This window comes from Nonomuraea aurantiaca (assembly GCF_020215705.1).
GTDB classification, from domain to species: domain Bacteria; phylum Actinomycetota; class Actinomycetes; order Streptosporangiales; family Streptosporangiaceae; genus Nonomuraea; species Nonomuraea aurantiaca.
In genome coordinates this window covers 302,834-326,658 of record NZ_JAIWNB010000005.1, presented here as the reverse complement: position 1 = coordinate 326,658, position 23,825 = coordinate 302,834, and the positions used below count along the sequence as shown (strand labels likewise).

At 70.6% G+C, this 23,825-nt stretch carries 19 protein-coding genes; 18 read left to right on the top strand and 1 reads right to left on the bottom strand.

The window, feature by feature from the left end; genetic code table 11:
* The first annotated feature begins 9 nt into the window (after positions 1-9).
* The 16 genes from LDL49_RS15560 to LDL49_RS15485 all read left to right on the top strand — a co-directional run bounded on the left by LDL49_RS15560 (position 10) and on the right by LDL49_RS15485 (position 15,622).
* Positions 10-345: an STAS domain-containing protein gene (locus LDL49_RS15560; RefSeq protein WP_225291741.1), complete on the top strand. Its 336-nt coding sequence runs from the start codon at positions 10-12 to the stop codon at positions 343-345.
* A gap of 245 nt (positions 346-590) precedes the next feature.
* A complete protein-coding gene (gene hisI / locus LDL49_RS15555; protein WP_225291740.1) occupies positions 591-941 on the top strand; it encodes a phosphoribosyl-AMP cyclohydrolase in 351 nt (116 codons plus the stop codon).
* A gap of 143 nt (positions 942-1,084) precedes the next feature.
* Positions 1,085-1,774, top strand: coding sequence for a Trp biosynthesis-associated membrane protein (locus LDL49_RS15550; protein ID WP_225291739.1), 690 nt, complete (start codon positions 1,085-1,087; stop codon positions 1,772-1,774).
* A 131-nt stretch (positions 1,775-1,905) separates the two neighbouring features.
* A complete protein-coding gene (locus LDL49_RS15545) occupies positions 1,906-2,517 on the top strand; it encodes a DUF4190 domain-containing protein (RefSeq protein ID WP_225291738.1) in 612 nt (203 codons plus the stop codon).
* 117 nt (positions 2,518-2,634) lie between these two features.
* Positions 2,635-3,255, top strand: a complete 621-nt coding sequence (locus LDL49_RS15540; protein ID WP_225291737.1) for a CD225/dispanin family protein — start codon at positions 2,635-2,637, stop codon at positions 3,253-3,255.
* Positions 3,255-3,686: a DUF2752 domain-containing protein gene (locus LDL49_RS15535; protein WP_225291736.1), complete on the top strand. Its 432-nt coding sequence runs from the start codon at positions 3,255-3,257 to the stop codon at positions 3,684-3,686. Before LDL49_RS15540 ends, LDL49_RS15535 begins: the two co-directional genes overlap by 1 nt.
* A 119-nt stretch (positions 3,687-3,805) precedes the next feature.
* Positions 3,806-4,645 carry an indole-3-glycerol phosphate synthase TrpC gene (gene trpC, locus LDL49_RS15530; RefSeq protein WP_225291735.1) on the top strand — a complete coding sequence of 280 codons (840 nt, stop codon included), beginning with the start codon at positions 3,806-3,808 and terminating at the stop codon, positions 4,643-4,645.
* Positions 4,646-4,683: 38 nt separating this feature from the next.
* Entirely contained in the window at positions 4,684-5,889 is a 1,206-nt protein-coding gene (gene trpB / locus LDL49_RS15525; protein WP_225291839.1) for a tryptophan synthase subunit beta, read from the top strand.
* A gap of 112 nt (positions 5,890-6,001) precedes the next feature.
* On the top strand, positions 6,002-6,802 hold the full coding sequence (gene trpA / locus LDL49_RS15520; RefSeq protein WP_225291734.1) for a tryptophan synthase subunit alpha: 801 nt from the start codon (positions 6,002-6,004) through the stop codon (positions 6,800-6,802).
* Positions 6,803-6,940: 138 nt separating this feature from the next.
* Positions 6,941-10,828 carry an endo-alpha-N-acetylgalactosaminidase family protein gene (locus tag LDL49_RS15515; RefSeq protein ID WP_225291733.1) on the top strand — a complete coding sequence of 1,296 codons (3,888 nt, stop codon included), beginning with the start codon at positions 6,941-6,943 and terminating at the stop codon, positions 10,826-10,828.
* A gap of 251 nt (positions 10,829-11,079) precedes the next feature.
* A complete protein-coding gene (locus tag LDL49_RS15510) occupies positions 11,080-11,562 on the top strand; it encodes a MauE/DoxX family redox-associated membrane protein (protein WP_308016124.1) in 483 nt (160 codons plus the stop codon).
* Positions 11,562-12,314 (top strand): DsbA family protein, encoded by a 753-nt coding sequence (locus LDL49_RS15505; protein ID WP_225291731.1) that lies wholly within the window; start codon positions 11,562-11,564, stop codon positions 12,312-12,314. The genes LDL49_RS15510 and LDL49_RS15505 overlap by 1 nt, the downstream gene beginning before the upstream one ends.
* 26 nt (positions 12,315-12,340) lie before the next feature.
* Complete coding sequence (gene lgt / locus LDL49_RS15500; RefSeq protein WP_225291730.1) at positions 12,341-13,513, top strand: prolipoprotein diacylglyceryl transferase; 1,173 nt, start codon at positions 12,341-12,343, stop codon at positions 13,511-13,513.
* On the top strand, positions 13,510-14,214 hold the full coding sequence (locus LDL49_RS15495; protein WP_225291729.1) for a VIT1/CCC1 transporter family protein: 705 nt from the start codon (positions 13,510-13,512) through the stop codon (positions 14,212-14,214). Before lgt ends, LDL49_RS15495 begins: the two co-directional genes overlap by 4 nt.
* Positions 14,211-15,029: a hypothetical protein gene (locus LDL49_RS15490; RefSeq protein ID WP_225291728.1), complete on the top strand. Its 819-nt coding sequence runs from the start codon at positions 14,211-14,213 to the stop codon at positions 15,027-15,029. The genes LDL49_RS15495 and LDL49_RS15490 overlap by 4 nt, the downstream gene beginning before the upstream one ends.
* The gene (locus LDL49_RS15485; protein WP_225291727.1) at positions 15,029-15,622 is read left to right on the top strand and encodes a hypothetical protein; all 594 of its coding nucleotides are present in this window, start codon (positions 15,029-15,031) and stop codon (positions 15,620-15,622) included. The genes LDL49_RS15490 and LDL49_RS15485 overlap by 1 nt, the downstream gene beginning before the upstream one ends.
* Before the next feature lie 79 nt (positions 15,623-15,701).
* Here LDL49_RS15485 and LDL49_RS15480 read toward each other — a convergent pair whose 3' ends face one another.
* A complete protein-coding gene (locus LDL49_RS15480; protein ID WP_225291726.1) occupies positions 15,702-17,237 on the bottom strand; it encodes a bis-aminopropyl spermidine synthase family protein in 1,536 nt (511 codons plus the stop codon).
* A 211-nt stretch (positions 17,238-17,448) separates the two neighbouring features.
* Here LDL49_RS15480 and gltB point away from each other — a divergent pair, with 211 nt between their 5' ends.
* Together gltB and LDL49_RS15470 are read left to right on the top strand one after the other, a co-directional pair.
* On the top strand, positions 17,449-21,957 hold the full coding sequence (gltB, locus tag LDL49_RS15475) for a glutamate synthase large subunit (RefSeq protein WP_225291725.1): 4,509 nt from the start codon (positions 17,449-17,451) through the stop codon (positions 21,955-21,957).
* Between the two features lie 14 nt (positions 21,958-21,971).
* Positions 21,972-23,450, top strand: a complete 1,479-nt coding sequence (locus LDL49_RS15470) for a glutamate synthase subunit beta (RefSeq protein ID WP_225291724.1) — start codon at positions 21,972-21,974, stop codon at positions 23,448-23,450.
* Positions 23,451-23,825 lie beyond the last annotated feature (375 nt).

Genomic DNA, 23,825 nt, shown 5'->3' with positions numbered 1-23,825 from the left:
AGCATGGGCGTGGATGTGCTGGAGATGACGCGGCGCCGACATGGCGAGCTCGTGGTCGTCAGCCTCGCGGGCGAGGTCGACGCGGACAACGTGTCAAAGGTCCGCAAATGTTTCGACGAGGCGGTCGCGACACACGGGCCGCGCCTGGTCGTCGACCTGAGCAACTTGACCTTCATCGACACATCGGGCTTGGGGGTGCTGGTTCGCCAGCTGGCCGCCCTGCGGGACCGCGACGGCACCATGGCGCTGATCGCCACGGACGGCCAGGTCCTGAGGCGCCTGCGCCGGACCAACATCGCACCGCTGTTCCCGATCTACGAGACGCTGTCGCAGGCACTCGACTAGCTCTGGGCGGTCTCCTTGCACTTCCTCGGAGGGGGCGCGCCTCCCTTGGGGCCTCTGCCACGACAGGCGGCCTTCTTACGCTCCCCCGACGGGGGATCCCTCCCAAGAGACGCCCAGCCACGACGGACCGTCACAGGGATCGAGACGGTCGTGTGACCGCCTGGCCCCCGGCGATCTCAGGTCGGGGCTGCGGCTGTGCCACCGTCGATTCGGAGGGCGGTCGCCCCGGCTGGTTGAATGACGACATGTCCCTTGACCCCAAGATCGCCGCGCGGCTCAAGCGCAACGGCGACGGGCTGGTGCCCGCGATCGTCCAGCAGTACGACTCGGGCGAAGTGCTGATGCTCGCCTGGATGGACGACGAGGCGCTGCATCGCACCCTCACCACGGGACGGGCCACCTACTGGTCGCGCAGCCGGGGGGCCTACTGGGTGAAGGGGGATACGTCGGGGCACGTGCAGCACGTCAAGGCGGTGTCGCTCGACTGCGACGGTGACACGGTGCTGCTCAAGGTGGACCAGGTGGGGGCGGCCTGCCACACGGGCGACCACACCTGCTTCGACGCCGACTCGCTCGAGGTGACGATCACGCCATGACGGCCACCGGACCTGAGCCGGGCACCGGATCCGGGGCGGCCACCGGACCTGAACTGGGTGATGGATCCGAGTCGGACATCCGGCCCGAGCGGGACGTCGCGCCCCGATCTGGCGGTCCGGAGCCCGGACCACGGTCGGGCGCCATGTCCCGGTCGGATGGTCAGGAGTCCGCGCTGCGGGCGGAGGCCGTGTCCGAGACAAGTGGGGCGGCGGCGGAGGTGTCCCAGACGGGCGACGGGTCCGAAGCAGGGGAGCAGGGCGGTTCTCCGGCTGAGGTCGCGGCTCGGCGGGGGCGGCGGGAGTTGACCGCCTGGCTGGCGGTGACGGTGCTCGGCTGCGTGCTGGTGCTGGTCGCCGCGGGCCGGGCGTGGGTGACGAACGTGCGCGTCAGCGGCACAGGAGCGGTGGCCGTGCCGAGCGGCGCCGACCTCAGTCCGGTCCTGACACCCCTGGCGCTGGCCGGGCTGGCGGGGGTGGTGGCCGTGCTGGCCACCAAGGGTGCCGGTCGCCGGGTGATCGGAGTGCTGCTGGCCCTGTGCGGGGTGGGCGCCGGGCTCGGCGCGTGGCAGGCGGCCGGCGGGAGCGGGGTGCTGAGCTGGCTGCGCGAGCGGAACGTCATGCGTGCGACCGGCGCGATCCAGTGGGACGTGGTGGCGTTCTGGCCCGTGGTGTGCGGGCTCGGGGCGGTGCTGATGGTCGCGGGTGGCGTCGTGGCCGTCGTACGAGGCGGCGGATGGGCCGGCATGTCCGCCAAGTACACACGCGAGCGTCCTGAGACCACCGGCGACCGCTCCATGTGGGACGCCCTGGACCGCGGCGACGACCCGACCTAGCCGCGAGGCGACCCCTCTCCGTCGCGGGCTCATCACAAAAAGTCCACGGTCTGAACCGTTGCCGGACCGGCGCACGTTTCGTCAATAAGCTTCCTCTGCAACGGGCCAAGAGGGGATGAGGTGCCACTGGCATGAGTTACGGGGATCAGGGCAACAGCGGGGGTTACGGCGCCCAGCCGCCCGGCGGAGGCTACGGTCAGTCTCCGGGCCACGGCCAGCCTCCGAGCTACGGCCAATCTCCAGGTGGTCAGTCTCCGGGTTACGGTCAGCAGCCTCCGAGCGGCTATTACGGCCAGCAGCCGTCCGGCGGCTACGGCTATGGCCAGCAGCCGTCTGGCGGCTACGGCTATGGCCAGCAGCCGTCTGGCGGCTACGGCTATGGCCAGCAACCGTCCGGTGAGTACGGGTACGGCCAGCAACCGCCTGGCGCCTACGGGCAGCCCGGCTACGGCGCCTACGGGGCCCCGCCGAGGTCCACCAGCGGCCTGGCCGTCGCCTCGCTCGTCCTGGGCATCGTCGGGCTGCTGTTCTGCGGCCTGACCAGCATCCCCGGCGCCGTCGTGGGCCACATCGCCCTCAACCGCATCAAGCGCACCGGCGAGGAGGGTCAGGGCATGGCCATGGGCGGCCTGATCACCTCGTACATCACGATCGTGCTCTGGGCGATTCTCTGGCTCGTGTTCGGCGGTATCTGGCTGACCTTCGTGGGGCTCGCGACCACCACCACGACCGGAAACTACTGACCCGCAGGGCATCCAGTCGGTTACAAATTGTCCGCAACGTGGACGTTATTCCACGTCGATAGTGGTTTGTCGCTAGGCTGCCGCGCGCAACGCGCCACAGATTGAGGAGTCATCAGCATGAGCTACGGAAACCAGGGCGACGGCGGTTACGGCGCCCAGCCGCCCGGCGGCGGTTACGGTCAGCAGCCCCCGAGTGGTGGTGGCGGTTACGGTCAGCAGCCGCCCAGCGGGGGTGGCTATGGTCAGCAGCCGCCCAGCGGCGGTGGCTATGGCCAGCAGCCGCCCAGTGGCGGGGGTGGTTACGGTCAGCAGCCCCCGAGTGGTGGCGGTTACGGCCAGCAGCCGCCCAGCGGGGGTGGCTATGGTCAGCAGCCCCCGAGCGGTGGCGGCTACGGCGCCCAGCCTCCCGGTTACGGCCCGCCTCCCGGCGGCGGCTACGGTCAGCCCGGCGGCTACGGCGCGCCGCAGAGCCCGCCGGACAACCACCTGGTCGCGGCCATCCTCACGACACTGTTCTGCTGCCTTCCCTTCGGTATCGTGTCGATTGTCAAGTCGTCGCAGGTAAACTCGAAGTGGCAGGCCGGTGACTACCAGGGCGCCGTGCAGTCCTCGGAAGAGGCCAAGACGTGGTGGAAGCGCGCGCTGATCGTCGGTGCGATCATCAACATCCTCATCGTCATCGGCTACATCCTGCTCTTCGTGATCGTCGCCGCGAACGCCCCGTCGTCCGGATACTGATGGACATCGCGAACTTCGAGCGGCGCGGCACCGACCGGCTCCGGTCCGTGCTCGCGCCGCTCGGCGTCGCCGCCGCGGCGGGGGCGGTGTTCGCGGTCGTCGGCACGATCGACCCCAACCAGCCGGGCCACTACCCGACCTGCCCGTTCCTGTGGGCCACCGGCCTCTACTGTCCGGGCTGCGGCACGTTGCGCACCATCCACGCGCTGGCCCACCTCGACCCGGTGACCGCGCTCGGCCTCAACCCGCTCGCCATGGCGATGATCCCCTTTCTGCTGTTCTGGTGGGGGCGCTGGCTGGTCCGCGCCTGGCAGGGCAAGCCCCGGCGGACGACACTCGCGCATCCAGCCTGGCTTTGGGCGTTTCTCGGCATAGTGCTGGTGTACTGGGTGGTCCGAAACCTGCCATTCGGGGCGGTTCTCGCGCCGTAGCCGGGGGCCTGTGGTGAGCTGACCACGTCGGGGCCGATACCATCGCAAGACAGGCCGGGAGCGGACGCGATGCGAACTCTCTGCCGCCCCCAACTGCCGACCGGAGGGACCCCAAGCGCGTGAGTGAGCGGACCGAAGGGCCGAGCGTCCTCGACGACATCCTCGACGGGGTGCGCGCCGACCTCGCCACCCGTCAGCAGGCCGTGTCGCTTGACGAGCTCAAGCAGCGGGCCGAGCGGGCTTCGGGGCCCAAAGACGCGCTCGCCGCGCTCGGCGGCGACCGGATCTCGGTGATCGCCGAGGTCAAGCGCTCCAGCCCGTCCAAGGGCGCGCTGGCAGCCATCGCCGACCCGGCCGCGCTGGCCGCCGACTACGAGGCGGGCGGCGCCCACGTCATCAGTGTGCTGACCGAGCGGCGCAAGTTCGGCGGCAGCCTCGAGGACCTGGCCGCGGTCCGCGCCCGGGTCGACATCCCGATCCTGCGCAAGGACTTCATCCTCACCTCCTACCAGCTCTGGGAGGCCAGGGCCCACGGCGCCGACCTGGCGCTGCTGATGGTGGTCTGCCTGGAGCAGGAGGCCCTGGTGTCGCTGATCGAGCGGGCCGAGTCCATCGGGCTCACCCCGCTGGTCGAGGTGCACACCGAGGAGGAACTGGAGCGGGCGGTCGCGGCGGGCGCCCGGATCATCGGGATCAACGCCCGTAATCTGAAGACACTCGAGGTCGACCGCGACGTGTTCGCCAAGCTGGCGCCGAAGGTCCCCGATAATGTGATCAAGATCGCGGAGTCGGGCGTGCGGGGTCCGCATGACCTGCTCGCCTACGCACGGGTCGGCGCCGACGCCGTCCTGGTGGGCGAGAGCCTGGTCACCGGCAAGGATCCACGCAAGGCCGTGGAGGCGCTGGTGACCGCCGGCGCCCACCCCGCGACGCGCCCCGACCACGGAGCAGAGGGATAGCAGTGGCAAACGACGGCACCATTCTCACCGCCGCCGACCTGGCAGGTAACGGCGCCTACGGCAACGACCCCGACGTGCACGGCAAGTTCGGCATCTTCGGCGGGCGCTACGTTCCCGAGGCGCTCATCCCGGCCCTCGACGAGGTCGCCGCGGTCTACGAGAAGGCCAAGAACGACGCCGAGTTCCTGCGCGAGTTCGACCACCTGTTGCGTACGTACGCGGGCAGGCCGACCACGCTGACCGAGGTCCCGCGCTTCGCCGAGCACGCCGGCGGCGCGCGGATCATCCTCAAGCGCGAGGACCTCACGCACACCGGCGCTCACAAGATCAACAACGTGCTCGGCCAGGCGCTGCTGACCAAGCGGCTCGGCAAGAAGCGCGTGATCGCCGAGACCGGCGCGGGCCAGCACGGCGTGGCCACCGCCACCGCGGCGGCCCTGCTCGGCCTGGAGTGCGTCATCTACATGGGCCAGGTCGACTGCGAGCGCCAGGCGCTCAACGTGGCCAGGATGAAGCTGCTCGGCGCCACGGTGGTGCCGGTGACCAACGGCTCCCAGACGCTGAAGGACGCCATCAACGAGGCGTTCCGCGACTGGGTCACCAACGTCGACACGACCCACTACCTGTTCGGCACCATCGCCGGCCCGCACCCCTTCCCCGAGATCGTGCGCGACTTCGCGCGCATCATCGGCGTCGAGGCCCGCCGCCAGATGCTGGAGCTGACCGGCCGGCTGCCCGACGCGATCGCCGCCTGCGTCGGCGGCGGCAGCAACGCGATCGGCATCTTCCACGCCTTCATCGGCGACGAGAGTGTCCAGCTGCACGGCTACGAGGCCGCCGGCCACGGCCTGGAGAGCGGCGAGCACGCGCTCACGCTCACCGCCGGCTCGGTCGGGGTGCTGCACGGCTCGCGCACCTACGTCCTGCAGGACGAGGAGGGCCAGACGATCGAGTCGCACTCGATCTCGGCCGGTCTCGACTACCCGGGCGTCGGTCCCGAGCACGCCTGGCTCAAGGACAGCGGGCGGGCGGTCTACCACGGTGTGACCGACGACGCGGCGATGGCCGCGTTCTCGCTGCTGGCCAGGACCGAGGGCATCATCCCGGCCATCGAGTCGTCCCACGCCCTGGCGGGCGCGCTGGAGCTCGGCCGCGAGCTGGGTCCCGAGGCGACCATCCTGGTCAACCTCTCGGGGCGCGGCGACAAGGACATGGGCACGGCGATGAAGTACTTCAACCTCTGACGGCCCGGGGTTCGCGCCGCACTGGCTCTGGAAGATGCCCGAGCCCGGCGGCCGATGGCACCATGGCAAGGACGGCGGCGATGCGGCCCCTGACCACTGAGAACGGACGATCATGACTACTCTTCAGACGGTTTTCGCCACGGCGAAGGCGGAGAACCGGGCCGCGCTGGTCGGCTACCTGCCCGCGGGCTTCCCGTCCAAGGAAGGCGCCGTCACCGCGGCCGCCGCCCTGGTCGAGGCCGGCTGCGACGTGATCGAGATCGGGCTGCCCTACTCCGACCCGCTCATGGACGGGCCGACCATCCAGGACGCCGTGCACCGCTCGCTGGTCAACGGCACCCGGATCGCCGACGTCCTGCGTACGGTCGAGGGAGTCGCCGCCACCGGCGCGGCCACGCTGGTCATGACGTACTGGAACCCGATCGACCGCTACGGCGCCGAGCGGTTCGCCCGTGACCTGGCCGGCGCGGGCGGCGTCGGCACGATCACGCCCGACCTGACGCCGGAGGAGTCGGAGCCGTGGCGGGCGGCCTCGGCCGCGGCGGGCATCGACACCGTGTTCCTGGTGGCGCCCAGTTCCACCGAGGCGCGCATCAAGGCCGTCGTCGACTGCTGCACCGGGTTCGTCTACGCGGCCTCGCTGATGGGCGTAACGGGGGCCAGAGAGACCGTCAACGTGGCGGCCGAGGACCTGGTCAAGCGCACCCGCGCGCACACCGCGCTGCCCGTGTGCGTGGGGCTGGGCGTCGGCACCGGCAAGCAGGCGGCCGAGGTGGCCGGCTACGCCGACGGCGTCATCGTGGGCTCGGCGTTCATCCGTCGGATGCTCGACGCGCCCGACGAGGCGGCGGGCCGCGAGTCGATCGGCGTGCTGGCCCGGGAGATGGCGGCGGGCGTCCGCTCCCGCGCCTAACCGTTTCTGTCAAATCCCGCGACTCGCAACTGGACAAGTGTCAGTATTTCTGGCGTCGGTCCATAGCGCGTGTTGCGGTGGCGGGTTGGTGGTATCGGGGCCCCACGCAGTACGACGCATACCTGTGAAAGGACATATATGCGTCGGAGTCCCGGTACCTTCGTAGCCGCCGCCGTCCTCGCCTTATCGGCCGTCGCCCTGGCCACCCCCGCACAAGCCACGCGAGCGCCGGCGACGTCCGTGCGAGGCGCGGAGCCCACCCCGGAGCCGACGCCCACCTACGAGCTGTCCTCGCCCGACCAGCCGACCACCGGTCCCACGCCCCCGTCTCCCACGCAGCAGAACCTGGCCCCCGAGCCCACCGCCGTGGCCGAGCCCGTCAGGATCTCCTCCGGGCAACTGGCCGTCGACCTCGACCCTGCCTTCCCGAGGATCCTGCGCTACACCGACAAGGCGAGCGGGGCCGTCCTCGACGGCAGCACCGCCGTGCCCGGCGTGGTGCTGAACGGCACGCCGTACGAGGCCACGGTCGTGCTGCGCGGCACCGACGGCGCCTCCGCCCGCTACCGGCTGACCTTCGAGGCGGGCGTCACGCTGGACGCCAGCATCCGCGTCAAGGACCGGGTGACGACGTTCGCGATCGACGCGGTCACCGACACCGCGACGTTCCGGGTCAACACCATCGACCTGCCGGGCCACGACCTGGTGTCGGTGACCAGCGACCAGCCGGGCGCCGCGACCGCGTTCACCAGGCTCGACCCCAACTCCACCCGTACGGCCGACGTCTTCGCCGCCGTCACTCCGCGGACGGCCCCCGACACCGCCCCGGTCGGCGCCTCGTACGCCATCGTCAACACCGGCGCCCTGGCCGCCGCGGTCGAGTCGAACTCCACCTACGACCGCCCCTCAGGCGTCACCGACAAGGACGCGGCCCGCTTCTGGCACCAGGCCAGGCAGGAGGACGGCGGCCGGATCAGGGTCGGCGTGTGGAGCGGTCAGTGGACCTACCGGGGCAGCGGCGCGCCCTTCACCGAGGAGTTGCCGTGGGCCAAGGTCGTGGTCACCCCCGACGCCAACGGCGACGGCGGCCTCGACTGGCAGGACGGCGCCGTCGCGTTCAGGAGCATCGGCGTCAAGGCGCCCGGCGCGGACCGGACCAAGGACCGGGTGATCGCGCACATCCCGTTCAACTTCTCCAGCCAGGCCACCCACCCGTTCCTGCGCACCCTCGACGACGTCAAGCGGATCTCGCTGGGCACCGACGGCCTGGGCCAGCTGGCCCTGCTCAAGGGGTACCAGTCGGAGGGCCACGACTCGGCCCACCCCGACTACGGCGGCAACTACAACAAGCGCGCCGGCGGCCTGGCCGACCTCAACACCCTGCTCAAGACCGGCAAGGAGTGGAACGCGACGTTCGGCGTGCACGTCAACGCCACCGAGTCCTACCCCGAGGCGAAGAGCTTCAGCGAGCAGCTCGTCAACAAGGACACCAAGGGCTGGAACTGGCTCGACCAGTCGTACCTGATCGACCAGCGCGGCGACCTGACCAGGGGCACCCTCGCCAAGCGGCTCCATCGGCTGCGCGCCGAGACCGAGAGGAACCTGGCCCTCCTGTACGTGGACGTGTACCGCCCGCACGGCTGGGTGGCCGACCGCCTGCTCACCGAGCTGCGCGGGCAGGGCTGGCAGGTGGCCACCGAATGGGCCGACAAGCTGGAGCGCTCGTCCCTCTGGTCACACTGGGCGAATGACCTCAACTACGGCGGAGCCACCAACAAGGGACTGAACTCGCAGATCATCCGGTTCATCCGCAACGGCGAGAAGGACGTCTGGAACGCCCACCCCATCCTGGGCAACGCCCGCATCGTCGAGTTCGAGGGCTGGACCGCGCAGAACGACTTCACCGCCTTCTACCGCAACATCTGGGAGCACAACCTGCCGGCCAAGTTCCTGCAGCACTACCAGATCACCGACTGGAACCCCGACGAGATCGTCTTCACCGGAGGCGTGCGCGGCACGGTGGCGGACGGCAGGCGCCTGCTGTTCGCGGGCGGTCACAAGGTGCTCGACGGCACCACGTACCTGCTGCCGTGGGCGGGCAAGTACTACCACTACAACCCGGCCGGCGGCACCACCACCTGGGACGCCGCCCGGCCGCTGACCGTCTACAAGCTCACCGACCAGGGCCGGGTCCGCGTGGGCGTCGCCACCCCGGTCGACGGCAAGATCACCCTGCGGGCCGAGGCGGGCGTGCCGTACGTGCTCTACCCCGGCAGGGCGCCCGCCCAGGCCGAGCCCCGCTGGGGCGAGGGGAGCGGCGTGCGCGATCCCGGCTTCAACGGCGACGGGCTGCGCGACTGGCAGGTCACCGGCCCGGTGAGCGTCCAGAAGAACGAGCGCGGCCAGCGCATGGCCCTGCTCGGCGGCGGTCCGCGGGCCCGGCTGGAGCAGCGGCTGACCGGCCTCCAGCCCGGGCGCGCCTACACCGCCTCGGCGTTCGTCGAGGTCGAACCCGGGCAGTCCAGACAGACCACCCTGGAGGCCGGTGGCCGGAAGACGACGATCCAGCGCTCGACCGCGAAGAACTACATCGCCTCCGACGAGAAGCACGACACCTACTTCCAGCGCGTCAAGGTGGCCTTCACCGCGCCGCGCGGCTCCGTCACGCTGCGGATCACGGCCGCCGCCGGCGCGGCGAAGGTGCGGGTGGACGACGTGCGGCTCATCAGGAGCGACCCGCCGGGTGGGACCGAGACGTTCGAGTCCGCCGAGCCGGGATGGGGGCCGTTCGTCAAGGGCGACGCCGGGGGCGCCTTCGACGCGCGTACGCATCTGTCGGAGCGGCACGAGCCGTACACGCAGGCCGGCTGGAACGGCAAGGCCGTCGACGACGTGATCAACGGTGACTGGTCGCTGAAGGCGCACGAGGAGCGGCAGGGACTGGTCTACCGGACCGTGCCGCAGACCGTCCGGTTCGAGCCGGGACACGCCTACGAGGTGTCCTTCGGCTACCAGAGCGCCCTGGCCGACGCCTACGCCTGGGTGACCGGCTACGACAAGGGCACCTCCAGCGTGGAGACCCGGCGGACGCCGGTGCCGGAGCGGCGGACCACGGGCAGGTTCGCCGAGCGGGTGGTCGCGGGCTGCGGCGACGTCTGGGTCGGGCTCCGCTCGCTGCTGCCCGAGCAGGCCGGGGCCGACTTCGTCCTCGACGACCTCGCCGTCAAGGACCTGGGGGGGGACCCCGAGGCCCAGGCGTGCGCGTCGCTGGACGTGGTGCCCGCGACGCCGGCGTTCGAGCAGGGCGCGGCCTCCGAGGTCACCACCACGTTCGTCAACCTGGAGGACGTGGCGGCCCAGGACGTCAAGGTGACGCTGACCGTACCCGAGGGCTGGACCGTCGCCGGGGACGGGACCGGCACGGTGGAGCCCGGCGGCAAGCTGGTGACCACCTGGAAGGTGACGCCGCCCGCGGACGCGCCCTATGACACCTACGAGCTGAAGGCCGACGCCGCCTACACCGCGGCGGGTGCCGCCAAGACGATCGGCGCGGTGACGACGGTAAGGACGCTGCCGCCGCCACCCACCGCGGCGGCCTGGGCGAGCGACCTGGAGTGGGTCAGCGCGGCCAACGGCTGGGGGCCGGTCGAGCGCGACCGGTCCAACGGCGACCTCGGCGCGGCCGACGGCACGCCGATCGTGATCGGCGGCCAGACGTTCGCCAAGGGGCTGGGCACGCACGCGCCCGCCGACGTCCGTTTCTACCTCGGCGGCCGGTGTACGGCCTTCACAGCCTCCGTCGGCGTGGACGACGTCCAGGCCACCAGGGGGTCCGTGGAGTACAGCGTGGTCGCCGACGGGGTGGTCAAGGCACACAGCCCGGTGCTGCGGGCCGCCGATCCGGCCTACGAGTTGACCGCCGACCTCACCGGCGCCCGGTATGTGGACCTCGTGGCGGGCGACGGCGGCGACGGCAACGGCAACGACCACGCGGACTGGGGCGCCGCCAAGTTCGTCTGCGGCTAGGCCAAGTCATCCGCGATCGACGCTCGGCCGGGCGTGTCAGTGGGTAGGGCTCGGTGAGTCGGGGCCGTCCCGCCGCGACGCCGTGAGCAGCGCGTACGGCTCAGACGCGGGAAAACCCTCTTAACCGAGTCTTATCCCGGGCGTGGTCAGATGGGTTCCCGATACTGTGCGCTTTCCAGCGCAGAGAAAGAGGAGCCCTAGTGGTGGTCGCGTCGAAACAGTCACTTAACGCTCGGACGGCGGTACCCTGGGTGACGACCGTCGCCCGGCTGGTCCTGGGCGGGGTGCTGATCGCGGCCGGGTGGCTGAAGATCGGCAACCCGTCCGACTCCGTCGTGGCGGTCAAGGCTTACCAGCTGCTGCCCGACTCGCTCGCCACGACCGTGGGCTACGGCCTGCCGATCCTGGAGATCGTGGTCGGGGTGCTGCTGGTCGTCGGGCTGCTGACCAGGGTGGCCGGGGTGGTCGGCGGGCTGCTCATGTTCGCCTTCGTCTTCGGCATCGCCTGGGCGTGGGCGCACGGCCTGCGGATCGACTGCGGCTGCTTCGGGGGTGGTGGGCAGCTCGGGGCGGGGGTGCAGCCGAGCTACCTGCTCGACATCCTGCGCGACTTCGGTCTGGTGGTGCTCGGCGCCTGGATCGTGCGCTTCCCGCCGGGGCACTTCGCGCTCGACTCGGCGCTCGGGTTGGCGGGCGGCGAGCGCGTACATGACGAACAAGAGGGGATCGGCTGATGAGCAAGGGGGACCGTGCGAAGTCCGCGCGGGAGAAGATCAAGGCGCAGCAGGCCGCCGACCGCGTGCGGGAGCGGCGCAGAAAGGCCGTCACCTACGCGACCGTGAGCGTGGTCGCGGTGGCGGCGGTCGGCCTAGGCGCCTGGTACGCCGCCAGCACGTCACAGGCGGAGCAGGTCGGCGGCTCGCTTCCGCCGACCACGGTGAACCCCGACGGCTCGGTCACCATGGCCCAGAGCGGTGTCACCAAGCCCGTCATCGACATCTTCGAGGACTTCCAGTGCCCCGCCTGCAAGCAGATGGAGGAGGTGAGCGGCAGCACGTTCAGGAACCTCGCGGCCGAGGGCAAGGCCAAGGTCGTCTACCACCCCATCACGATCTTCAGCACCGATCCCACGAAGTCCAACTCCCTGCGCGCCGGTGCCGCCGCCCGCTGCCTGACCGACGGCAGGCAATGGGTCGGCTTCCACGACCTTCTCTACAAGAACCAGCCCAGTGAGACGGCCGAGGGCTTCACCACCGACCAGATGGTGGCCTGGGCCAAGCAGGCCGGGGCCACGGGGGCGGGCATCGACACCTGCATCACCGGCCAGAAGAACGTGCAGGCCCAGCTCGACTACAGCGCCAAGGTCATGAAGGAGCAGAAGCTGAGCGGCACGCCGACCGTCAAGCTCAACGGCACGGCCCTGGACAACAAGGTCGTCTTCGCGCCAAAGGATCTTCGCGATGCGGTCACGAAGGCGGCCAAGTAGTCCCGCTTCCGCTACCCTCACCTGACATGCCCCTTGCCTCGATTCCCAGCCCTTCCCAAGGGGTCTGGTATCTCGGATTCGTGCCGATCCGGGCCTATGCCCTGTGCATCGTGCTCGGCGTCATCTTCGCCGTCTGGCTGAGCGAGCGCCGCTGGCGCGCCCGTGGCGGCCAGGCGGGCACGATCATCGACATCTCCGTGCCCGCGGTGATCTTCGGCCTCATCGGCGGACGCCTCTACCACGTCATCACCGACTGGCAGACCTACTTCGGCGACCGCGCGATCAAGAAGCCCTACCAGGCCCTGTTCATCTGGGAAGGCGGGCTGGGCATCTGGGGCGCGGTCGCGCTCGGCGGCGTCGGCGTCTGGCTGGCCTGCCGCCGGCGCGGCCTGTCCCTCAGCGCGGTGGCCGACACGGTGGCGCCCGGGATCATCTTCGCGCAGGCGATCGGCCGCTGGGGCAACTGGTTCAACCAGGAGCTGTACGGCGGGCCGACCACGCTGCCGTGGGGCCTGGAGATCGACCAGTTGCACGGGGGCGAGCCGGGGGTGCTCTACCACCCGACGTTCCTGTACGAGTCGATCTGGGATGTCCTGCTGGGCTTCGTTCTGCTCTGGGCGGGTAAGCGGTTCGCGCTGCACCATGGGCGGCTGTTCGCCCTTTATGTCGCCGGTTACACGCTGGGGCGGTTCTGGATCGAGGGGCTGCGGATCGACCCCGTCGGCGGCGTGGATCACGCGGTGACGCTCCTGGGGCTTCGGCTCAACCAGTGGACGTCGATCGTGGTGTTCATCGGGGCGCTGGTCTACTTCTGGCTGACCCGCAACAAGGACAGCGAGGAGTTCATCCTCCCGGCCGACGTGCGGGAGGCCGCTGCGAGCGGCCCGGATCCGGCCCACGGGGTCGACCAGGCCGACCCGGCGGGCGACGCCGCCGCCGCTTCCGAAGCCGCTTCCGAGGCTGGGGAAGCGGACAAGGCGCCGGAGGACGCCCCGGATCCCGAGGCCGTCCGTGCGGATGCTCCGGACCCAGCGGTGGTGCGGGCGGACGCTGAGGACGGCGCGCCGGGCGAGGAGCCCGTACGTGAAGAGTCCGTACGTGAGGATTCCGCTCGCGAGGATGACGCCCGTGAGGGCGACGCGACCGCGAAGCAGGGGGAGACCCCCGAGGCCGTTCAGCAGGAGAAGAACTCGAGATGAGCGGGGGCGCGGAGCAGCACCACCGGCACCGTGACGTCACCGGCGGCTGGCTGCGGCCGTCGGTGTTCGGGGCGATGGACGGCCTGGTGTCCAACTTCGCGCTCATCGCCGGTGTCGCGGGCGGCACCAGTGACACCAAGGTGATCGCCCTGGCGGGCATCGCGGGCCTGGCGGCGGGCGCGTTCTCGATGGCCGGTGGCGAATACGTCTCGGTGGCCAGCCAGCGCGAGCTGGCCCTGGCCGAGATCGCCGTCGAGCGCCGCGAGCTCGAACGCCACCCCGAGGCCGAGCAGGAGGAGCTCGCCCAGGTCTTCGTCGCCAGGGGCGTGACGCCGGAGCTGGCCGCCGAGGTGGCCAGGCAGATCTCCCAGAACCCCGCCCAGGCCCTGGAGGTCCACGCCCAGAGCGAGCTCGGCGTCGACCCGCACGACCTGCCCTCGCCCAAGGTGGCCGCGGGCTCGTCGTTCCTGTCCTTCGGCGTGGGGGCGCTCCTGCCGCTCGCGCCGTACCTGATCGGCGTGACGAGCCTGTGGGTGTCGGCGGTCGTCTCGTGCCTGGCCCTGTTCGGGGCGGGGGCGCTGGTCTCCACGGTGACCGCGCGTTCCTGGCTGTACTCCGGGCTGCGGCAGCTGATCGTCGGCGTGGTGGCGGCCGGGCTCACGTTCGGGCTGGGCAACCTGATCGGGGCGGGTGGGCTATGACGTCCTCCAGAACGGCGACCCGCAAGCGCCGGCGCCCCGCGCGCTCCGACTGGCAGTTCCCCCTGCTCACCGACCTGGGGATGGACCCCAAGAAGCAGAAGCTCCTGGTGATCATCGTGTCGGCGATGGGCGTGCTGGCTGCGGCGTTCGCCCTGGTCGCCTTCGTGAACTCGCTGGGCCAGTACACCCCCGAACAGCGCACCGGCGCCGCCATCGTGCAGGCTGACGCGGCGCTGCCGGAGATCTACCACAGCTGGGCCTCGCCCAAGCTGTTCGACCCGATCGCCGAGCGGGCCAAGGACCGCACGCCGCTCACCGACAAGGAGGTGTTCGGGCAGAAGACGCTGACCGGTGAGAAGAAACTCACTCTCAAGCTGGCCGGCAGCAAGCTAGACACCGACTGCTCGGCCGCCGTCTGGGGCCAGGAGCTCCTCGACCTGGTGGCCGACGCGGAGTGCAGCCAGGCGGCCCGCGGTGTCTACACCACCCCGGACGGCCGCTACGTGGGCCAGTACACCCTGCTCAACCTGCGCGACGGCAAGGCCGCCAGTGAGCTGGTCGAGTCGCTCAAGACGCTCTACCGGGGCGGCTGGGCGCGCCCGGTCGGCTCCGGCAAGACCGCCTTCCCAGCGGGAGCTCACACCGAGGGAGGGGGCTACGCCTTGGGCCACTACGTCGGGCTGGTCTGGATCGGCCGGGCCGACGGCGCCGACCCGACGCCCAAGGACGACTTCGTCTCGCTCTCGCTGACGCTCCGTGGGGCCGAGAAGGCCGTCTACCGCCGGGTCGTCTCCGTCACCGGGCCGGCGTCCTGATGCGCGCCCGCGTCGTGATCCCGCTGGCCGCGGCCCTGGTGGCGGTGCTCGCCGTCGCGGGCTGGCTGCTGTTCCTGCGGCCCCAGGCCCGGCCGTCCACCTTCCATGGCGAGCCGACCTCGGCGCTCTACTCCCTCATCGACTCCCGGCAGCGCGACGCGGCTCCGCTGACCGTGGACGAGGTGTTCACCCCGGCCACGGAGACGCTCGGCGGGTTGCGCCGCGCCTCGGCCGAGCAGCTCACGGACTGCGACGACGCCCTCTGGGGCGCCTCGGCGGCGGGTTGCACGCAGGCGCTGCGGGCCACGTACACGGGCGACTCGGGGGCGGGGCAGTTCGTCATCTTCAACCTCACCGACGGGCGGGCCGCCGACGCGCTGGTGAAGGCGCTGGCCAAGGACGGGTTCGTCCGGCAGGCGGTCCCCTTCGACGCCGTACGCAGCCGCGCGCAGGCCAGGGCGCTCGGCCATTACGTCACCGTCGCCTGGGTGGGGCCGGTCCGGCCGGGGGAGACGGGGGACCCGGTGTCGCAGCTCGTGGCCCTCGACGGGCTCGGGCACATCATCCAGAAGCGCGTGGTCGCCGCGACCTGACACGTCCATGGGCCCGGCACCGACAGGTCTGACGTGTTCGCGGGCCCGACATCGGCGGGCCTGGCGTCCGCGGTCGCGGTCAGGTGGTCTTGGACAGGGCCGTGACCGTGGCGGAGACCATGGTGGGGAGGTCGGCGAGGCGGTGGAGAGGCGTCTCCAGCGGGGTGACGCCCTCGGCCCACGGCGCCGCCTGCCGGATGAGGGAGCGGGCGTCGTTCTTGGTCAGGGTGGTGCCCTGTGAGCGGGCCACCGCGATGAGCCCCTCGCGCCAGGTGTTGGCCAGTTTGCCGTGCCCGTTGTCGAGGATCCGCCGCAGCACCCCGGCCTCGTCGCCGATCGGCTGCGGGAGTCGTACGGCGTCCAGGACACCGTCGCCGGACGTCAGCTCGTAGACGGACCCCAGGACGTCCGGGAGAGGGGTCGGCGCGGAGAGCAGGACCCGCACCCGGGCGGCGCGCGTGGCCAGCAGGAGGCGCGGGAGCGCCGCCTCCAGACCGGCGGGCAGCGCGATCGCCACCCGCTCCACGGCGGCGGCGTAGGGCTTGGCCAGCCACGTGGACAGCTTCACCCGCGGCTGCGGCAGTTCCCTCGGCCAGTCGCCCACCAGCAGGTCGGCGTCGGCCGCCGAAGAACCGTCGGCCGCCGAGGAGCCGGTGGACTCGATCGACTGGGGGCCCTGGGTGTAGATGGCGGTGGTCAGGCGGTCGAGGCGGGCGGTGACGGCGGGACGGGTCTTGGTGGTGGGACGCAGGACGTAGAGGTCGGCGGCGGACCCGATGGCTTCCGCCCCGAAATATCTATTGAAATCTGGGTAAATAGCGTCATATGCGAGGTTGAGGGCGGAGAGGGAGTTCTGCACCTTCAGGGCGAGCATCGGCGTGCGCTCGCTCGCCCCGTACGCCAGCAGGACCCGCCCATCGTCCTTGAGCCCCTCGATCGCGCGCGCCACGAACAGCCCGACGCCCTCCGGTGTGTACGGCGGGTCGGTGACGGCCAGGTCGTGGTCGCGGGCCGACGGCGGCAGCGACAGCCGCAGATCGGCCCACCGGGTCCGCACGCCGAGGTCCTGCGCGTCCAGATAGGCCAGGATGCGCTCGTCCACGTCGACCACCGTGACCTCGGCCTCCGGGTGGACCAGCTTGACGGCCAGCGAGGTGAGGTCGTGGTCGCCCACGAACAGCAGCTTCGCGCCCCGCAGCCAGAAGCGGGCGCCGAGCAGCAGCGCCCTGCGCAGCACGGTGTCTGGGGTGGCGGCCACGTGATCCAGCGCGTGGCGGGAGCGTGGCGCCTCGTCGATGAGGCGGCGCAGCCGGTCGAGCACCTGCGTGTAGTGGGGGAGCAGATAGGCGACCGGGTCGGCCGGGGGCGGGGCCACGGCCAGCAGGTCCTGGAAGTCAGGAGAATGCGTGAGCGGCACCCGGAACCTGTCGCCAGAGCGCTCCAGCGGGACCTCGCGCAGCAGCGCCTCGATCGTCCGCCGGGCGGTGGCCGCCTCCCTGACCAGGTCGGACAGGGTCCACCACTGCCCGTCGCAGAGGAGCGTCAGGGCATGCCTGAGCCGTCTGCCGTCGACTCCGGCCTCGTCGAGCAGGCGTTCCACCCCGTCACGGTCCATGGTGCAACCCTATCGAGGGAATTCCGGGCCTCCAGTCCGGTGTTTGGGACATAGCAGCTCGTATGTCGGGATTGCCGCCAATGTTCGCGATGTGGACCAGGCGGGAACTATTCCGGCAGGGTGTTGTAACCTCTACGCACACGCAGCAGGGCCAACGTCGTCCCCGCCTGTAGAGCAGTTCTTGACAGACGATGACGACGGGAGGGATTCAATGCCTGCTGCCCACCTCGGGTTCCCCGAGCCCCAGGGCCTCTACCACCCCGCCAACGAGCATGATGCCTGCGGAGTCGCCATGGTGGCCGACGTCGCCGGGCGCCGCGGGCACGGGATCGTGGTGAAGGCGCTGACGGCGCTGTGCAATCTCGATCACCGGGGGGCCAAGGGTAGCGAGCCTGACACAGGCGACGGAGCCGGGATTCTCACCCAGATCCCGGACACTTTCTTCCGTACGAACGTGAGCTTCGCGCTGCCCGAGGCCGGCCACTACGCCGTCGGCATGGCCTTCCTGCCGTTCGACGGTGAGGCGCGCGACATCGCCTTCCGCATGATCGAGGAGATCGCCGCCGAGGAAGGCCTGACCGTCCTGGGCTGGCGCGAGGTGCCGGTCGACCGGGCGCTGCCCGGGCCGAGCGCCAGGGCCGTCATGCCGCACTTCACGCAGCTGTTCGTGGCGGGCCCCAACGGAGAATCGGGGCTGGAGCTGGACCGGCTGGCGTTCTGCCTGCGCAAGCGGGCCGAGCACGAGGTGGACGTCTACTTCCCCTCACTGAGCGCCCGTACGATCGTGTACAAGGGCATGCTCACCCCCGACCAGGTCGAGCCGTTCTTCCCCGACCTGTCGGACGAGCGCTACGAGAGCGCGATCGCGCTGGTGCACTCGCGCTTCTCCACCAACACCTTCCCGAGCTGGCCGCTGGCCCACCCCTACCGTTACATCGCCCACAACGGCGAGATCAACACGGTCAAGGGCAACCGCAACTGGATGCGGGCCCGCGAGGCGATGCTCGAATCCGCCCAGATCCCGGGCGACTTGTCGCGACTTTTCCCGATCTGCGATCCGGACGGCAGCGACACCGCATCCTTCGACGAGGCCCTGGAGCTGCTCCACATCGGCGGCCGGAGCCTGCCCCACGCCGTCCTGATGATGATCCCCGAGGCGTGGGAGAACCACACCGAGATGGACCCCGCGCGGCGGGCCTTCTACGAGTTCCACTCCTCGATGATGGAGGCGTGGGACGGCCCCGCCTCGATCACCTTCACCGACGGCACGCTGGCCGGCGCCGTGCTCGACCGCAACGGCCTGCGCCCGGGCCGCTTCTGGGTGACCGCCGACGGGCTGGTCGTGCTGGCCTCCGAGGCCGGCGTGCTCGACTTCAAGCCCGAGGACGTGGTGCGCAAGGGCCGCCTGCAGCCCGGCCGGATGTTCCTCATCGACACCGCCCGCGGCAAGATCATCGAGGACGACGAGATCAAGGCCGAGCTCGCGGCCGCCCTGCCGTACGAGGACTGGCTGCACGCCGGCCTGGTCCGCTTCGAGGAGCTGCCGGCCCGGCAGCGGGAGATCCCCACGCACGAGGCGCTCGTCAAGCGGCAGCAGACCTTCGGTTACACCGGGGAAGAGCTGCGGATCATCCTGTCGCCGATGGCCAGGAGCGGTGCCGAGCCGATCGGCTCCATGGGCACCGACACGCCTGTCGCGGTGCTCAGCGAGAAGCCCAGGCTGCTGTTCGACTACTTCACCCAGCTGTTCGCGCAGGTCACGAACCCGCCGCTGGACGCCATCCGCGAGGAGCTGGTGACCTCGCTGGCCAGCGTGCTCGGGCCGGAGGGCAACCTGCTCGACCCCGGGCCCGCGTCGTGCCGCCAGCTCGTCCTGCCGTACCCGGTGATCGACAACGACGAGATCGCCAAGATCATCCACATCAACGACGAGCACGACCTGCCCGGCTTCCACCCGCACGTGATCTCCGGCCTCTACGAGGTGTCGGGCGGTGGCGCGGCGCTGCTGCACCGCCTGGAGGAGATCCGCGCCGAGGCCTCGGAGGCGATCGCCAACGGCGCGCGCATCATCGTGCTGTCGGACCGCGGCTCGTCCGACACGCTGGCGCCGATCCCGGCGCTCCTGCTGACGGGGGCGGTCCACCACCACCTGATCCAGGAGAAGACCCGCACCAAGATCGGCCTCGTGGTCGAGACCGGTGAGGCGCGGGAGTGCCACCACATGGCGCTGCTCATCGGCTACGGCGCGGGCGCCGTCAACCCGTACCTGGCCATCGAGACCGTCGAGGACCTGGTCGACACCGGTGTGCTCCAGATCGACAAGCACAAGGCCGTACGGAACCTGATCAAGGCCTACGGCAAGGGTGTCATCAAGGTGATGTCGAAGATGGGCGTCTCCACCGTGGCCTCCTACACCGGCGCGCAGATCTTCGAGGCGCTCGGCCTGAGCCAGGAGGTCATCGACGCCTGCTTCACCGGCACCACCTCGCGGCTCGGCGGGGTCGGCTTCGACGTGCTGGCCGAAGAGGCCGCCCGCAGGCACGCGCACGCCTACCCGAGGGTGCCGAACGCGCACCGCGGGCTCCAGATCGGCGGCGAGTACCAGTGGCGGCGCGAGGGCGAGCCGCACCTGTTCAACCCCGAGACGGTCTTCAAGCTGCAGCATGCCACGCGCACACGCCGCTACGAGATCTTCAAGGAGTACACCGGCATGGTGGACTCCCAGGCCGAGCGGCTGATGACGCTGCGCGGGCTGTTCAAGCTGAAGGAGGGCCGGACCCCGATCCCGATCGACGAGGTCGAGCCGGTCTCCGAGATCGTCAAGCGGTTCTCCACCGGCGCGATGTCGTACGGCTCGATCTCGATGGAGGCGCACGAGACGCTCGCCATCGCGATGAACCAGCTGGGCGGCAAGTCCAACACCGGCGAGGGCGGCGAGGACCCGGAGCGCCTGTACGACCCGACCCGGCGCAGCGCCATCAAGCAGGTGGCGTCGGGCCGGTTCGGCGTGACCAGCGAATACCTGGTCAACGCGGCGGACCTGCAGATCAAGATGGCCCAGGGCGCCAAGCCCGGTGAGGGCGGCCAGTTGCCCGGCCACAAGGTCTACCCGTGGATCGCCAAGACCCGGCACTCCACGCCCGGCGTCGGCCTCATCTCGCCACCGCCGCACCACGACATCTACTCGATCGAGGACCTGGCCCAGCTCATCCACGACCTGAAGAACTCCAACCCCGAGTCGCGCGTGCACGTCAAGCTCGTGGCCGAGGTCGGGGTCGGCACGGTCGCGGCGGGCGTGTCCAAGGCGCACGCCGACGTGGTGCTCATCTCCGGGCACGACGGCGGCACCGGCGCCTCGCCGCTCACGTCGCTGAAGCACGCGGGCGCGCCGTGGGAGCTCGGCCTGGCTGAGACGCAGCAGACGCTGCTGCTCAACGGGCTGCGCGACCGCATCGTGGTGCAGGTGGACGGCCAGCTCAAGACGGGCCGCGACGTGGTCATCGCCGCGCTGCTCGGCGCGGAGGAGTACGGCTTCGCCACCGCTCCGCTGGTCGTGTCCGGCTGCGTGATGATGCGGGTCTGCCACCTCGACACCTGCCCGGTGGGCGTCGCCACGCAGAACCCCGAGCTGCGCAAGCGTTTCACCGGCAAGCCGGAGTTCGTGGTGAACTTCTTCGAGTTCATCGCCGAGGAGATCCGCGAATACCTCGCCGAGCTGGGCTTCCGCTCGCTCGAAGAGGCGATCGGGCACGTCGAGTTGCTCGACATGACGGCGGCCGAGAACCACTGGAAGGCCAGCGGCCTCGACCTGTCGCCGATCCTGCACCAGCCGGAGCTGCCCGCGGGGACCCCGCTGCGCCGCACGGTCGAGCAGGACCACGGGCTGCAGCACGCGCTCGACAACACGCTGATCCAGCTGGCCGAAGGCGCCCTGAACAACGGCACCCCGGTCACGCTGGAGCTGCCGATCCGCAACGTGAACAGGACCGTCGGCACCATGCTCGGCTACCAGGTCACCAAGCGTTACGGTGGCGCCGGCCTGCCGGAGAACACGATCGACATCGGCTTCACCGGCTCGGCGGGCAACTCGTTCGGAGCCTTCCTGCCGCGTGGCATCACGCTGCGGCTGACCGGTGACGCCAACGACTACCTGGGCAAGGGCCTGTCGGGCGGGCGCATCACGCTGCGGCCGCACGAGGAGGCCCCGCTCGACGGCCACATCATCTCCGGCAACGTCGCCTTCTACGGCGCCACGTCCGGGGAGGCGTTCATCCGCGGCGTCGTCGGCGAGCGCTTCTGCGTCCGCAACTCCGGCGCCACCGCGGTCGTCGAAGGCGTCGGCGACCACGGCTGCGAGTACATGACCGGCGGCAAGGCGATCGTCCTCGGCCCGACCGGGCGCAACTTCGCGGCGGGCATGTCCGGCGGCGTCGCCTACCTGCTCGACCTCAACCTCGGGCGGGTCAACCGCGAGATGGTCGCCATCGAGGAGCTCACCGAGGAGGACGGGGAGTTCCTGCGCGAGACGGTCGAGAAGCACTTCGCGGAGACCGGCTCCCCGGTCGCCAAGGAGCTGCTGGCCGACTGGCACGCGGCGCTCGCCCGGTTCGGCAAGGTCATGCCGACCGACTACAAGCGGGTGATGGAGGCGGCCGAGGCCGCCCGCATCGAAGGCAGGGACATCGACGAGGCGGTCATGGCCGCCGCGGTTCAGGGTTAAGGGAGGCGTAACCGATGGCTGACCCCAAGGGTTTTCTCACGCACGACCGGGAGCTGCCCGCGCGCCGCCCCATCGACGTCCGGATCGGCGACTGGCAGGAGGTCTACCAGGACTTCTCCCAGGAAAAGCTGACCAAGCAGGCGTCACGCTGCATGGACTGCGGCATCCCGTTCTGCCACAACGGCTGCCCGCTCGGGAACCTCATCCCCGAGTGGAACGACCTGGTCCACCGGGCCGACTGGCGGGAGGCGATCGAGCGGCTGCACGCCACGAACAACTTCCCGGAGTTCACCGGCAGGCTCTGCCCGGCTCCGTGCGAGGCGGCGTGCGTGCTCGGCATCAACTCCGACCCGGTGACGATCAAGCGGGTCGAGGTCGAGATCATCGACCGCGCGTTCGCCGAGGGCTGGGTGACCCCGCAGCCCCCGCTGGTGAAGACGGGCAAGAAGGTCGCGGTCGTCGGCTCGGGTCCCGCCGGGCTGGCCGCGGCCCAGCAGCTCACCCGGGCGGGCCACGACGTGGTGGTGTTCGAGCGCGCGGACCGCGCCGGCGGCCTGCTGCGTTACGGCATCCCCGAGTTCAAGATGGAGAAGCGCCACATCGAGCGGCGTCTGGACCAGATGCGGGCCGAGGGCACCGAGTTCCGCACCGGCGTGAACGTCGGCGTCGACGTCACGGCGGCCGAGCTGCGCTCGGAGTTCGACGCGGTGGTGCTGGCGGGCGGCGCCACCCTGTGGCGCGACCTGCCGGTGACCGGGCGCGAGCTCGGTGGCGTCCACCAGGCGATGGAATACCTGCCCCTGTCGAACAAGGTGCAGGAGGGCGACCTCAGCGATTCCCCCATCTCGGCCAAGGACAAGCACGTCGTGGTCATCGGCGGCGGCGACACCGGGGCCGACTGCATCGGCACGGCGATCAGGCAGGGGGCCAAGTCGGTCACCCAGCTGGAGATCATGCCGCAGCCGCCCGCCACCCGGCCCGGCAGCCAGCCGTGGCCGACGTTCCCCATTCTGTTCAAGATGGAGAGCGCGCACGAGGAGCTGGCGGAGGGCGGGGGCGCGCGGATGTACGCGGTCTCGACGACGGAGTTCGTCGGCGACGACTCCGGGAACATCCGCGCGTTGCGGCTGGTCGAGGTCGAGGGTCCGCAGAACGGCTTCAAGCCGATCCCCGGCACCGAGCGGGAGATCCCGGCCGAGCTGGTCACGCTCTCGATGGGCTTCCTCGGGCCGGAGAAGGGGGCCCTGCTCCAGGACCTGGCCGAGGTCGGTGGGGACGGGTTCTACGACGCGCGTGGGAACGTCTCCCGCGACAAGTCGTACATGTCCAAGGTCGACGGAGTCTTCGTGGCGGGCGACATGGGTCGCGGGCAGTCGCTCATCGTCTGGGCGATCGCCGAGGGCCGCGCGGCCGCCTCGGGGGTGGACCGGTTCCTGTCCGGCGAGACCTCCCTGCCGTACCCGATCCTGCCCACCGCGCGTCCGCTGGTGTGATGCGTGGGACGTGTCCGCTCGTCTGCCGTTTGCCGGTCTGACGTCCGCGACGTGTCCGCTGGTCTGATGCCCGCGACGAGTCTGCGCGTCTGACGCGCCGGCCGTCTGACGGTCTGCTGTTTCGAGGCGTCCGCCCGGTCTGTCCGGGCGGGCGCCTCGTTTTTCTTTACGGCTTTCTTTTATGGCCGGCAGTGGCCGGCCCCACCCTCCGCGCGGGGCTGGGCTCCATCCAGGGGAACGCTCCTCCGGTTCCCGGGCCGGCCGCCGTGACGTGCGTACTCTTGACCAGGGCTGCCGTTTTGCCTGACCAGGACTGGCAATCTGATCCCATTTTGCCCTCTAAAGTCCGAAATTTTGCGACAAAGTTGCATCGAG